This is a genomic window from Rubrivivax gelatinosus IL144, from assembly GCF_000284255.1.
In the GTDB taxonomy this organism is placed as follows: Bacteria; Pseudomonadota; Gammaproteobacteria; order Burkholderiales; family Burkholderiaceae_C; genus Rubrivivax; species Rubrivivax gelatinosus_A.
The window spans coordinates 304,569-316,656 of record NC_017075.1 but is presented as its reverse complement, the minus strand read 5'-3'; the positions used below and the strand labels follow the sequence as shown (position 1 = coordinate 316,656).

The window sequence follows — 12,088 nt, the reverse complement described above, 5'->3', positions numbered from 1 at the left end:
TTGAACCGTAGTCAGGGGTGTCTTTTACGCGGACATTGGATGTGATATGCGGCGCTCGGGCGTTGCATATAGCGAGTCAGCCATGGCAACCCAGCACTCCGCCTTGCATTTCTTTGCTCCGACAGAACCACGCACCCTCTCCGTCGATGGCCTCGTTGCCGCGTCCCTACTTGAGAACGAGGGTAATTTGTCGCAACTGGAGTTCTACTCCGTCGATGGTCACGAACCATGGCTCATTCCGGAGGCGCAATCACTTACGCGCCTTCAGTGAGCCATGACCAAACTTGAATTCACCAGACCCGCGCAAAATACCGCGCAGGCCGTTGATTTTTTGCGTTAGACCTCACATCAAACCGCCTCATCCCCTCTGCACATGAAACGCTTCATTATTCTGCTCTCTATCGTGACCGCCTCGGCGCCGGTTTATGCTGGCCCACCGACCGAAGCATCGATCGAGAAGTTGCTAGCGATCACCAAGACTGAAAGCCTGATGGATGGCATGCTCTCCCAGTTGGAGGAGAACATTCGGATTGGCATGATGTCAGCGACCCAGGGCAAACAACTGACGGTAGAACAGCACAAGCTATTGGACGTAGCCCCGGCAAAGCTCGCCGCCGCGATACGCCAGGACTTCAACTGGTCCAACCTGAAGCCTGTCTACGTTCAGATCTATCGAGATGTGCTCGACCAGTCGGAGATCGATGGAATGATCGCGTTCTATGAGACGCCCGCCGGCAAGGCAACCATCGAGAAGATGCCAGCAATCATTCAAAGGTCTACGGCAGCCACGCAGGAGCGACTGAAAGGCATGCTCCCCCGTATCAGTTCCGCCATGAACGACGCGCTCAGCGAGGCAGGAATCAAATAGCAAACAGTGAAGCCTTGTATCTGCCAAGAGGCCGCAGCGAGCAGTTCGCGGGTCAGCCCAGGGCCCCCAGGCAAAGGGGCAGTCGAGTTCGCCCCACCGCAGCCGTACCACGGGAACCAGCCAGTGCATCTCGTGGGTGGCGTCTGCCTGCTCGTCGGCCAAGCCCTCGCTGAGCGCCTGGGTGGCTGCGCGAAGCTGATACTGAACTCGGCGAGCAGTGCGGGGTTGTGGCAACTCCCTTCGTATTCCCTCCGCCAACTACCCGACGCCCTCGGCGTGCGGTAGGCCGCTCGCTATTGAGCAGACGTCCTCCTTAGGGCGGGCGGCGCGCGGCGGAACAGGACTTTCCCGAGGCCAGAATGGCCGCTGCCGGCGCCTCCTGGGCACCGGAACAAGCCATCCGTCACAACACCACAGAACGTCGGGAGAGAAGAAGTGAAAGCCGTTGTCGGCCTCGGTATGGCCATCGTCGCGCTGTCCGGATGCGCGCTCATTCCGGGCTCGGTCTCCGGCACCATCAGTCCCGACCCGGAACACAATGCGGCGTCGTTGAAGTGCGGCTTCGCATCGGGCGGCACCTGCTACTTCCTGGTTGGGCGCGATCATTCAGAGATCTACCCGGTCAAAGCCGGAGAAACGCTTTCCATTCCATCGCCCAAGGATGACAAACCGGTCTGCGTGAGCCATAGCCCGACCTTCACGCTGCTCTGCAAGGACGACATCACATTGAAGAACGGCGGCAACGTCACATTGACCACGGGACTCCGCCCTCAGTAGCGTCGAACAGTCTCTCGGGCCGCCCATCAAGCGTCCTGCAAGGACACCGTAGCTCGCCCCATGCTCACGAACCGCCGAGAGCTCGTCGTCCAGCGCGTAAAACGCCGCCTGATTCGAGAGTCCTTTCCGCGCCTTCAGATGGCGCTGATCGTCGCGCTCACCGGCGGCTTCGGGCTCCTGGCGTCGTTCACCTTGCTGCGGCTCGGCCTGGACTCGATGGCCTTGCGCTATCCGCTGGCGCTGGCCTTCGCCTACCTGTTCTTCCTGTTCCTGATCTGGCTTTGGCTCAGGACGAACGCCGATGACTATCGGGATGCTCCGGACATCGTCAACCTCGCTCTCAGCCGCGGAGAGTCCGGCGGACCACCCGACCTCCAGAGCGGAGGCGGGGGCGATTTCGGCGGGGGCGGCGCCACGGCCGCCTTCGACGGCTCGGCGGCTCCCGTGGACGAAGCGGTCGCTTCACCGCTTGGAACAGTACGCGAAGCAGCCGAAACCGCGGCGCAGGCCGATGAAGCCGCCATCCCCCTGGCGGCGATCGCCCTGGCCGTCGGCATCGCCGTGGCGTTGCTGTACGTGGTGTACATCGCACCGGTCCTGTTCGCCGAAGTCCTGGTCGACGGGGCGCTGTCTTACGCTCTCTTTCGCCATCTGCGTGGCCAAGACCGGCAGCACTGGCTTGCCAGCGCCTTCGGCCGGACGATTTGGCCGTTCACGGCAACAGCCGTCTTCCTGATGGTGGTTGGCGCGGCCATGGCGGCCTACGCACCGGGCGCCAAATCCGTCGGTCAGGTGGTCAAGCACGCCAGCGCCCAACGCGCCACGAAATGACGCCTGGCATCTGCCGCCCCTCCCCGCCTCCGAGCCGGTGCGGGCGTACCGCGAACACCTCACGATCAGACCAGCGCCGCTGAGCCAGCAGCGGCGCCGCGCAAGACCTCAGCGCGCCAGCTCGGCCCGCATCGCCGCGATGACTGCTGCGTAGTCCGGCTGGCTGAAGATCGCGCTGCCGGCGACGAAGGTGTCGGCGCCGGCATCCGCCACACGCCGGATGTTGTCGACCTTGATGCCGCCGTCGACTTCCAGCCGGATGTCGCGGCCGGACGCGTCGATGATCTTGCGCGCCTTCTCGATCTTCCTCAGCGCGCTGTCGATGAAGCTCTGCCCGCCGAAGCCCGGGTTGACGCTCATGATCAGCACCAGGTCGACCTTGTCGATCACCCACTCCAGCACATCCAGCGGCTCGGCGGGGTTGAACACCAGGCCCGCCTGGCAGCCTTCGGCCTTGATCAGCTGCAGCGTGCGGTCGACGTGCGTGCTGGCGTCGGGGTGGAAGCTCACCAGGTCCGCGCCGGCCTTGGCGAAGGCCGTGGCCAGCGCGTCCACCGGCTGCACCATCAGGTGCACGTCGATCGGCGCCTCGGTGTGCTTGCGCAGCGCCTGGCAGACCATCGGGCCGAAGGTCAGGTTCGGGACGTAATGGTTGTCCATCACGTCGAAGTGGATCCAGTCGGCGCCGGCGGCGACGACGTTGCGGACTTCCTCGCCCAGGCGGGCGAAATCGGCCGACAGGAGCGAAGGAGCGATGCGGTACGTGGTCATCCGGAAATTCTAGGGGCCTGCCTACAATGCCCCGATGGCCCAGCCCCGGTTCGATTGCAGCGTGCGCGTGCAGTATTTGGAGGACCGTTCGGAACCGCCGGACGGCCCCTACGCGTTCTCGTACACGGTGACTGTGCGCAACACCGGCGACATCGCGGCCCAGCTCGTCGCCCGCCACTGGATCGTCACCGACGCCCAGGGCCAGGTCGAGGAGGTGCGTGGCCTGGCCGTCGTCGGCCACCAGCCGCTGCTCGCGCCCGGCGAGAGCTTCGAGTACACGAGCTGGACGATGATCGCCACGCCCTTCGGCCGCATGCGCGGCACCTTCTTCTGCATGACCGAGGACGCGCACGCGTTCGAAGCCCCGGTGCCCGAGTTCGCGCTCGTCTCGCCGGGCCAGCTGCACTGAGCGGCCGCCCGCGCCGATGACGCAGCCGACCTGGGATCTCAGCGCCCTCGTCAACGCCGCCGACCCCGCGGCCGGCCCCGCCGCCCGCCACCTCTGGCTGGTGCGCCTGCTCGAATGGCTGCGCCACGCGCCGGCCTCGCGCCGCGCCGGCGCCTCGATCGGCCCGCCGCTGGCACGCCTGGGCCTGCTGCTCAACGCCGCCGAGGGCCAGCCCGAGTTCCGCGGCCGGCTGCAGGGCATGCTGGCCGGCTTCTGGCGCGGCATCGACAAGGCGGCGCTGTTCGCCGAGTTCGGCTTCGGCGCGCGCCACTCGCTGTTCGGCGAGGTCGGCCGCCGGCTGCGCGTGCAGTGGCTGCCGCAGACGCCCGAGACGCAGGACCTGGCCGAACTCTTCCAGCTGCTGTTCCAGCCGGGCGACGCGCGCTGGATCGAGCAGCTCGACGACCCGACGCTGGAGCGCATCGCCACCCTCGTCGACCCCGAAGGCGCCAGCGGCTGGCGCCCGGCGATGCTCGACGCGATCACGATCCTCGTCAGCGCGGTGCACGCCAGCGGTTACCTGCCGCCGCTGCGCCGGCGCATGGACCGCCAGGCGCTGTCGGGCGAACCCTTCCGCCAGCTGACGCGCGCCGCCGACGCGGTGCGCGAGGCCGTCGTCGAAGGCCGCGTGGCCGACGCGCTGCGCGAGGCCAACGTGCTGCGCGCGCTGCTCGACGCCTGCCGCCAGGCCGCCGCCAGCGTCACCGGGCACCTGGAGGAATACGGCGTCTCGGTGGACATCGTCTACGAGCTCGACCAGATGCGCCAGCGCACGCTGCGCATCGAGATGCTGCTGGACTGCGTGCTCGCGCCGCAGCCGCTGCCGGCGCTGCGTGCGCTGGTGCAGGAGCTGCTGCACGTCGCCGACGACGAACGCGGCCTGCGCCGGCTGCTGGCGCGCCACTACTCGCTGCTGGCGCGCCAGGTGGCCGAACGCAGCGCCGAGACGGGCTCGCACTACATCACGCGCGACCTCGGCGAGTGGCGCGAGATGCTGCGTGCTGCTGCCGGCGGCGGCGCGGTCATCGCCGGCACCACCTACCTGAAGTTCGCGATCGCCGCGCTCGGCCTGGCGGCGTTCTGGACCGGTTTCTGGTCGGGCGTGAACTACGCCGCCAGCTTCGTCGTCATCATGCTGCTGCACTGGACGGTGGCGACCAAGCAGCCGGCGATGACGGCGCCGGCGATGGCCGAGTCGCTGGCCGCCGGCACCGGCGACGCCGAGATCGAGGCTTTCGTCGACCGCGTCGCGCAACTGATCCGCTCGCAGGCCGCCGGGATCATCGGCAACCTCGCGGTCTGCGGGCCGATCGCGCTGACGATCCAGCTCGCCTGGGAAGGCATCTTCGGCGTGCCGCTGGTCGGCGAGCACCAGGCCGAGTACGTGCTGCACTCGCTGACGCTGCTCGGCCCGACGCTGCTCTACGCCGCCTTCACCGGCGTGCTGCTGTTCGCCAGTTCGCTGATCGCCGGCTGGGCCGAGAACTGGTTCGTCTACCACCGGCTCGACAGCGCGATCGCCTGGAACCCGCGTTTCGTCGCCCGGCTGGGCCAGGCGCGAGCGCAGCGCTGGGCGGCCTGGTGGCGCGCCAACGTCTCGGGCCTGGTGGCCAACGTCTCGCTGGGCATGATGCTCGGCCTGGTGCCGGCGCTGGCCTCGTTCTTCGCGCTGCCGCTGGAGGTGCGCCACGTGACGCTGTCCACCGGCCAGCTGGCCGCGGCTGCCGGCGCGCTGGGCTTCGAGGTGCTGCGCCAGCCGGCGTTCTGGTGGTGCGCGGCCGGCATCCTGCTGACCGGCGTGCTGAACCTGACGGTGAGCTTCTGGCTCGCGTTCAAGGTGGCGCTGCGTTCGCGCAGCATCCAGGTGCGCGAGCGCCAGCGCATCACCGCGGCTGTCTGGCGCCGGCTGCGGCGCGACCCGCTGTCCTTCGTGCGGCCGCCGCAGGGCTGAAGCCGGGCCGCCGGGCGGGACTTAAGTCACGGCCCGTCCGGGCCGAAAGGGGGGACGGCAGGCCGCAGCGGACGGCCCGCCCCGAACGACGCCCGAGGCGCTGGCGACGCGCCCCGGCCGGCCTACGCGTCGATCTTCCCGACATCACCATGCTGAAGAAACTTGCCCTCGTCGCCGCCGTCTGCGCCACCCCGTTCCAGGCCGGCGCCTGCTCGGTCAACTACAACACCTCGACCGAGCAGATCATCAAGATCGTGCGCCAGAACGGCTGGGGCTTCGAGAACTACGACCAGGTCTGCCAGAAGCTGGCCGCCGCCAATGCGGCGCTGGTCATCGACGGCCAGGCCACGGTGCTGGGCAACAAGTCGATCGCCTGGGCGACCGTGATGCTCAAGGACAAGACGCTGATGGTCTTCACCAACGAGTTCGGCGGCTCGTCGACCAAGACCAACGACTACGCCAGCCAGGACAAGGCCGAGGAACTGCTGATGCAGGCGATCAACTCGGCCGTCGACAGCATGGGCCTCGACAAGGCGCTGCGCTCGCTGGCCGAGAGCCGGCGGCAGGCGAAGGCGGCGTACTCGCGCTGAGCCCGCGCTGACCCGGCACGGAGCCGGCGCTCAGCCGCCCCGTCCGGCCCAGCGCAGCGTCTGCCGCCGCACCACTTCGTTGAGCAGGTGCTCGCGCGCCTGCGTCGCGCGGATCCAGCAGGCGTCGTTGCCGTGGCCTTCCAGCTCGCGGCGCAGGAACTGCAAGGCACCTTCGGCGCGCAGGTCGGCGGCGTGCGGCTCCAGGCGGACCAGCAGCGCCTGCAGATCCTCGCGCAGCGGGCGGTGCTCGCCGCTGCCGGGGTCGACGTAGAGCGCGTCCAGCCCGAAGCGGCAGGCCTGGAAGCGGTTGAAGGTGTAGGGCAGGTAATCGTCCTCGGCCGGCTGGAACGGGCGCTCGACACGCAGCCAGCGCGCCAGGCACTGGATCAGCCCGGCCATCGCCGCGGCCTTCTCGATCGTCAGCGGGGTGTCGAGCACACGCACCTCGATCGTGCCGAACTCGGGCTTGGGCCGGATGTCCCAGTAGAAGTCCTTCATGCTCTTGACGACGCCGGTGCGCGTCATCTTGGCGAAGAAGACGCCGAAGTCCTCCCAGGTCAGCACGAAGGGCGCGCGGCCCGACAGCGGGAAGGCGAACACCGAGTTCAGCCGCGCCGAGTGGAAGGCGGTGTCGGTGCCCTGCACGAAGGGCGACGAGGCCGACAGCGCGATCAGGTGCGGGATGTAGCGCCCCAGCCCGTGCAGCAGCACCAGCGCCTCGTCGGCGTTGGCGCAGCCCACGTGCACGTGCTGGCCGAAGATCGTGAACTGCTTGGACAGGTAGCCGTAGAGCTCGCTGATCTGCTTGAAGCGGGGTTTGTCGAAGATGCGGCGCTGGCTCCAGTCCTGGAACGGGTGCGTGCCGCCGCCCGACAGCGCGACGCCCAGCTTGTCGGCCGAGGCGACCAGCGCGTCGCGGATCTCGGTCAGCTGCGCCAGCGCGTCGGCATGGTCCTCGCAGATGCCGGTCGACAGCTCGATCATGCTGTCGGTGATCTCGGGCACGATGCTGCCGGGCAGCTTGCGCTTGCCCAGCAGGCGCAGCAGGTCGGCGGCCGCCGGGGTCAGGTCGTAGTCGTGCGTCGAGACGATCTGCAGCTCGAGCTCGACGCCCAGCGTCAGCGGGCGCGAATCGGAGAACTTCTCGAGGCTCATGCCGCCACCTCCGCCTGCGGCGCGCGCCACGAAGGCTCGGGCCGGTGCTCGCCAGCCAGGCGCAGGCCGGCCTGCACCGCCAGCGGCCCCAGCAGCTCCATGAAGGCGATCGCCGACAACACGATCGGCACCACCGCCGGCGCGAAGCCGGGGTGCGTGAGCTGCAGGTCGGTCAGCAGCACCAGCACCGTGCCCGACAGCGGCGTCAGCGCAAGCGACAGCCCGGCGGCCTGGCGCAGGCCGATGCCGCTCCAGCGCGCGAAGGCGAAGACCGAGGCGGTCTTGGCGATGCCGCGGGCGAGCAGCAGCACGACCGCCAGCCCGCCGCCGACCAGCAGCGCGTCCAGCGTGACGACGCTGCCGACGACGACGAACAGCATCAGCACCAGCACGCCGCCGGCGGTGCCGAAGTGGCGCGGCCAGACCCAGGGGCGTTCGGTCGAGTTGCGCAGCAGCACGCCGGCCAGCAGCGGCACCAGCAGCGTCGACAGGTTGAGCAGCTGGGCGACGGTCAGCGCCAGCACGATCATGCCCAGCAGCAGCAGCGCGGCGTTCTCGTCGCGCAGGTCCAGCCGGCGCGCGACCCAGGCGACGAGCCGCGACAGCAGCGCCGCCAGCAGCACCGAGCCGCCGAAGGCCCACAGCGGCTGCGACACCGCACGCACCCAGTCGCCGCCGACGTCCAGGTGCAGCCAGCCGATGACCAGCTTGTGCGCCAGCACCGCCAGCAGCGTGTTCAGCGCCGTCAGCACGATCATGCGTTCGGTCACCTGGCCGGCGGACTTCAGCTCGCCGGCCACGCGCGCGATCACCGCACCCGAAGCGCAGGTGCCCAGCGTCGCGCAGGCCAGCGCCACGTTGACCGGCTGGCCGAAGGCGCGCAGCGCGAGGTAGATCGCGGCCAGGCTGGCGAAGGCTTCGAGCGCGCTGGTGGCCAGCAGCGCCGGGTTGGCCTGCAGCCAGCGCAGGCGCACGCGGCTGCCCAGCTCGAACAGCAGCAGCGCCAGCGCCAGGTCGACGACCAGCCGCGCCGGGCCGTGCAGCACGCCGCCGCCCCAGCCGCCCAGGCCGATGACCAGGCCGACCGCGCTGTAGCCGACGATGCGCGGCACGCCGAACGCACGCCGCACGCCTTCGCCCAGCAGCGCGCCGGCGACCAGCGCGAGCGCCCCCCAGAACGGCATCTGCGGCACCAGCGGCCACGACTCGATCTGCAGGTAACCTGCAATGTCTTCGAGCATCCCTCTCTCCTTGTGAAGAGGAGAGACACCGCCGGGAGGCGCTGAGTTCCGTGCGCGCTCCGACGGGGACGTCGGATCAGGCCTCGTCGTCGGGTCGGCGCTCGCCCCGGCGCCGCCCGGCGAACATCGTCCACCAGACGATCAAGACCAGCAGCACGAGCGCCGCCAGCGCCTCCAGCACAATCAGCACCATGCCCTGGATTCTTGCGCCGCGGCGCCACCGGGTCGCGGCCGGGGTCGCGGCCGTGCTGCTCGCCGCCTGCACCTCCGTGCCGCTGCCGCCCGAGCGGCCGGCACCGGTCGAAGAAGTTCGCCCCACCGTCCCACACCCGCCGGCGGCCAACGCCGTCGAGCGCGCCCGTTCGCGCTGGGTGCCGGTCGACTGGACCGAGCTGCCCGGCTGGAACGACGACCGCATCGCCGAGGTCTGGCCGGCGCTGCGCGCCAGCTGCGGCCGGCCGGCCCCGGGCTGGGCCGAGGTCTGCGCACGCGCGATGCTGGAGCCGCCGGCCGACGACGGCACGGCCCGCGCCTGGCTGGCGCGCTGGCTGCAGCCCTGGCGCGTCGAGGCGCCCGACGGCCAGGTCGACGGGCTGGCCACCGGCTACTTCGAGCCATTGGTCGAGGCCGTGCGCCAGCCGCGTGGCGAGTTCCGCGTGCCGCTGTACGGCCCGCCGGCGCCCGGCACGATGGCCAAGCCCGGCTGGACGCGCCAGCAGTTCGACACGCTGCCGGCGGCCAAGGCCGCACTGCGCGGGCGCGAGATCGCCTGGGTCGCCGACCCGCTGGACGCGCTGCTGCTGCAGGTGCAGGGCTCGGGCCGGCTGGCCTTGACCGAAGCCGACGGCAGCCGCCGCCTCGTGCGCCTGGCCTTCGCCGGCCACAACGAGCAGCCCTACAAGTCGGTCGGCCGCTGGCTGGTCGAACGCGGCGAGCTGACGCTGGACACCGCCTCCTGGCCGGCGATCCGCGCCTGGGCGCGGCGCAACCCGCAGCGCGTGCAGGAGATGCTGTGGGCCAATCCGCGCGTCGTCTTCTTCCGCGAGGAACCGCTGCCCGACCCGAGCATCGGCCCGCGCGGCGCGCAGGGCGTGCCGCTGGTGCCGGGGCGTTCGATCGCGGTGGACGCCGGCAGCATCCCCTACGGCACGCCGGTCTGGCTGGACACGACCGAGCCGCTGTCGGCGACGCCGCTGCGCCGCCTCGTCGTCGCCCAGGACACCGGCAGCGCGATCGTCGGCGCGGTGCGCGCCGACTACTTCTGGGGCTGGGGCGCCGACGCCGAGGCCCAGGCCGGGCGCATGAAGCAGCCGCTGCGGCTGTGGGCGCTGTGGCCGCGCGGCGCGCGGCCTCAATAGGCGTTCCCGCGCGGCGCGCGGCCGCAGTCGTTCAGCCGCGCGCCAGACGCTCGCGCAGCCGCGGCCAGAACAGGTTCAGCGCCAGCCCGGACATCACCAGCGCCGCGGCCGCCAGCTTCCAGCCCGGCAGCGGCTCGGCCAGCATCAGCGCCGAGGCACCCATGCCGAACACCGGCACCAGCAGCGCCATCGGCACGACGGTGGCCGCCGGGTGGCGCGCCAGCAGCCAGCCCCAGGCGGCGTAGCCGAACAGCGAGTTGCCGACCGACTGCCAGGCCACCGCCGCCCAGGCGCCGGCGTCGGCGTTCGCCAGCGAATGGAGGATCAGCTCCGGCCCTTCGAGCAGCAGCGACAGCGCCGCCAGCGGCGGCAGCGCGAACAGGCTGGACCAGACGACGTAGCCCAGCATGTCGACCTTGCCGCTCTGGCGTGCGACGAGGTTGCCGCCGGCCCAGGACGCCGCGGCGCAGAGCACCAGCGCCAGGCCCAGCGGCGTCGTCTGCGCGTCGGTGTGCCAGGCGATGACGCCGATGCCGGCCACCGCCAGCGCCAGCGCGCCCCACTGGAAGGCACGCACGCGCTCGCCGGCGAGCACGATCGCCAGCCCGATCGTGAAGAAGACCTGGGTCTGGATGACCAGCGAGGCCAGCCCCGGCGCGATGTGGCCGCGCATCGCGACGTAGAGCAGGCCGAACTGGCCGGCGCCGATCAGCACGCCGTAGGCCGCCAGCTGGCGCCAGGGCACCGGCGGGCGGCGGATGAACAGCGCCGCCGGCAGCAGCACGAAAGCGAAGCGCAGCACCGCGAACAGCAGCGGCGGCAGCGCCGCCAGCGCCAGCTTGATGACGACGAAGTTGGTGCCCCAGACCGCGACGACGGCCAGCGCCAGCAGCAGATGGCGGCCGGGCAGGCCGCCGCCGTGTCCCGCGCCCGCCGTCACGCGACGACCACCCGGCTCTCGCCCTGGCGCAGCGCGTCGTGCAGCGCCTGCTCGGCGCGTGCGACGGTCTGCTCGACGGTCTCTCCCGCATGGTGTTCGGCGAGCCCCGCCGAGAGGCTGAAGCGCAGCAGCGGCGCCTCCGACAGCACGCGTGCGCCGGCCACGGCCTCGCGCAGACGGTCCAGTCCGGCGCGCGCCAGCGAAGCGCGCGTGTCCGACATCAACAGCATGAAGCGTGCATCTCCCCAGTAAGCCAGAACGTCGGCGACACGCACGCGATGCGCCGCTTCCTGCGCCATGCCGCGCAGCAGCCGGATCTCGCCGCCCTCGCCGAGGGCACGCGCCTCGGCCGCGAAGTCGTCGATCTGCAGCATCGCGACGCAGAAGGTGTGGCCCGAGCGCACGCAGCGCTGGTGCTCCTGCTCGATCAGCTCGACCATGTGGCGGCGGTTGATCAGCCCGGTGAGCTCGTCGCGCGTGGCGAGCTGGCGGATGCGTTCCAGCGCCGCGCTCAGCTCCTCCTTCTGCTCGCGCGCGATCAGCCGCAGCCGCGACAGCCGCGCGGCGAGGATCGACGCCGCCGGCATCATCGTCGCCACCATCAGGAAGTGGCCGAGCTCGATGGCCGGCGGGTAGCGCGCCGGGTCCAGCATCGCCATCGCGCCCATCGTCGCACCGAGCAGGCCGACACCGAAGACGCAGACCCCGGCCATCTGGCGCATCGTCGACTTGAACATGCCGTACATCAGGATGACCATCACGACCGGGAAGACGCCGCCGCGGCCGGGCCCGAGCAGGGCGTAGGCGGCGGCGCTGCAGGCGATCGCGAAGTTCATCTGCACGATCGACAGCGAGGGGTCGGCCAGGCGTTCGGTCCAGCCGCTGCGGATCGCCGCGTAGAGCATCGCCATGCCGGCGAAGGCGACGACGGTCCAGACGCCGACGCCGGTAGCCGAGGCGACGCCGATCCAGACGAAGTAGTGCATCGCGGCGATGCCGGCGCACATCGTGGACATCGCCAGCAGCGACTGCAGCAGCCGCGCCCGGCGGACCGGGTCGGGTGTCAGCAGGGCGTCGAGCAGGCGCATCGGCCTCGGTGTCCTCGCGTCAAGGAGCCAGCCCCCGAGGGTATCGCACTCGGGCGTCGGCGGATTGACG

12 protein-coding genes are annotated in these 12,088 nt (G+C 70.4%); 7 read left to right on the top strand and 5 right to left on the bottom strand.

From position 1 onward, the window contains the following. The first annotated feature begins 373 nt into the window (after positions 1 to 373). From RGE_RS01435 to RGE_RS01430, 3 genes are all read left to right on the top strand, one after another. The gene (locus tag RGE_RS01435; protein ID WP_014426531.1) at positions 374 to 868 is read left to right on the top strand and encodes a DUF2059 domain-containing protein; all 495 of its coding nucleotides are present in this window, start codon (positions 374 to 376) and stop codon (positions 866 to 868) included. A gap of 435 nt (positions 869 to 1,303) precedes the next feature. Continuing rightward, positions 1,304 to 1,645, top strand: coding sequence for a hypothetical protein (locus RGE_RS23890; RefSeq protein ID WP_148280096.1), 342 nt, complete (start codon positions 1,304 to 1,306; stop codon positions 1,643 to 1,645). 138 nt (positions 1,646 to 1,783) lie between these two features. Beyond that, complete coding sequence (locus RGE_RS01430; RefSeq protein WP_014426529.1) at positions 1,784 to 2,476, top strand: hypothetical protein; 693 nt, start codon at positions 1,784 to 1,786, stop codon at positions 2,474 to 2,476. A gap of 108 nt (positions 2,477 to 2,584) precedes the next feature. On the opposite strand, the gene rpe is transcribed toward RGE_RS01430, so the two are convergent. Continuing rightward, positions 2,585 to 3,247 carry a ribulose-phosphate 3-epimerase gene (rpe, locus tag RGE_RS01425; protein ID WP_014426528.1) on the bottom strand — a complete coding sequence of 221 codons (663 nt, stop codon included), beginning with the start codon at positions 3,245 to 3,247 and terminating at the stop codon, positions 2,585 to 2,587. A 34-nt stretch (positions 3,248 to 3,281) separates the two neighbouring features. On the opposite strand from rpe, the gene apaG reads away from it, so the two are divergent. The 3 genes from apaG to RGE_RS01410 all read left to right on the top strand — a co-directional run bounded on the left by apaG (position 3,282) and on the right by RGE_RS01410 (position 6,236). Further along, a complete protein-coding gene (gene apaG, locus RGE_RS01420) occupies positions 3,282 to 3,656 on the top strand; it encodes a Co2+/Mg2+ efflux protein ApaG (RefSeq protein ID WP_014426527.1) in 375 nt (124 codons plus the stop codon). 16 nt (positions 3,657 to 3,672) lie between these two features. Continuing rightward, positions 3,673 to 5,646: a site-specific recombinase gene (locus RGE_RS01415; RefSeq protein WP_014426526.1), complete on the top strand. Its 1,974-nt coding sequence runs from the start codon at positions 3,673 to 3,675 to the stop codon at positions 5,644 to 5,646. Between the two features lie 149 nt (positions 5,647 to 5,795). Continuing rightward, entirely contained in the window at positions 5,796 to 6,236 is a 441-nt protein-coding gene (locus RGE_RS01410) for a hypothetical protein (RefSeq protein WP_014426525.1), read from the top strand. 30 nt (positions 6,237 to 6,266) lie between these two features. Here the strand turns inward: RGE_RS01410 and RGE_RS01405 are convergent, their stop codons facing one another. Both RGE_RS01405 and RGE_RS01400 read right to left on the bottom strand, forming a co-directional pair. Then, positions 6,267 to 7,391: a YbdK family carboxylate-amine ligase gene (locus RGE_RS01405; RefSeq protein ID WP_014426524.1), complete on the bottom strand. Its 1,125-nt coding sequence runs from the start codon at positions 7,389 to 7,391 to the stop codon at positions 6,267 to 6,269. Beyond that, the gene (locus tag RGE_RS01400; RefSeq protein ID WP_014426523.1) at positions 7,388 to 8,632 is read right to left on the bottom strand and encodes a cation:proton antiporter; all 1,245 of its coding nucleotides are present in this window, start codon (positions 8,630 to 8,632) and stop codon (positions 7,388 to 7,390) included. Before RGE_RS01400 ends, RGE_RS01405 begins: the two co-directional genes overlap by 4 nt. A 191-nt stretch (positions 8,633 to 8,823) precedes the next feature. On the opposite strand from RGE_RS01400, the gene mltA reads away from it, so the two are divergent. Next, positions 8,824 to 9,990 (top strand): murein transglycosylase A, encoded by a 1,167-nt coding sequence (gene mltA / locus RGE_RS01395; RefSeq protein ID WP_014426521.1) that lies wholly within the window; start codon positions 8,824 to 8,826, stop codon positions 9,988 to 9,990. A gap of 31 nt (positions 9,991 to 10,021) precedes the next feature. Here mltA and RGE_RS01390 read toward each other — a convergent pair whose 3' ends face one another. Continuing rightward, on the bottom strand, positions 10,022 to 10,900 hold the full coding sequence (locus tag RGE_RS01390) for an EamA family transporter (protein WP_198408844.1): 879 nt from the start codon (positions 10,898 to 10,900) through the stop codon (positions 10,022 to 10,024). Between the two features lie 26 nt (positions 10,901 to 10,926). Continuing rightward, positions 10,927 to 12,018: a GGDEF domain-containing protein gene (locus RGE_RS01385; RefSeq protein WP_014426519.1), complete on the bottom strand. Its 1,092-nt coding sequence runs from the start codon at positions 12,016 to 12,018 to the stop codon at positions 10,927 to 10,929. Positions 12,019 to 12,088: the final 70 nt, after the last annotated feature.

What these genes read in the sequence shown, in the direction of transcription:
- RGE_RS01435 (WP_014426531.1), top strand. Translation starts at nt 374, where the DNA reads ATGAAACGCTTCATTATTCTGCTCTCTATCGTGACCGCCTCGGCGCCG.
- RGE_RS01430 (WP_014426529.1), top strand. Translation starts at nt 1,784, where the DNA reads ATGGCGCTGATCGTCGCGCTCACCGGCGGCTTCGGGCTCCTGGCGTCG.
- rpe (WP_014426528.1), bottom strand. Translation starts at nt 3,247, where the DNA reads ATGACCACGTACCGCATCGCTCCTTCGCTCCTGTCGGCCGATTTCGCC.
- apaG (WP_014426527.1), top strand. Translation starts at nt 3,282, where the DNA reads ATGGCCCAGCCCCGGTTCGATTGCAGCGTGCGCGTGCAGTATTTGGAG.
- RGE_RS01415 (WP_014426526.1), top strand. Translation starts at nt 3,673, where the DNA reads ATGACGCAGCCGACCTGGGATCTCAGCGCCCTCGTCAACGCCGCCGAC.
- RGE_RS01410 (WP_014426525.1), top strand. Translation starts at nt 5,796, where the DNA reads ATGCTGAAGAAACTTGCCCTCGTCGCCGCCGTCTGCGCCACCCCGTTC.
- RGE_RS01405 (WP_014426524.1), bottom strand. Translation starts at nt 7,391, where the DNA reads ATGAGCCTCGAGAAGTTCTCCGATTCGCGCCCGCTGACGCTGGGCGTC.
- RGE_RS01400 (WP_014426523.1), bottom strand. Translation starts at nt 8,632, where the DNA reads ATGCTCGAAGACATTGCAGGTTACCTGCAGATCGAGTCGTGGCCGCTG.
- mltA (WP_014426521.1), top strand. Translation starts at nt 8,824, where the DNA reads ATGCCCTGGATTCTTGCGCCGCGGCGCCACCGGGTCGCGGCCGGGGTC.
- RGE_RS01385 (WP_014426519.1), bottom strand. Translation starts at nt 12,018, where the DNA reads ATGCGCCTGCTCGACGCCCTGCTGACACCCGACCCGGTCCGCCGGGCG.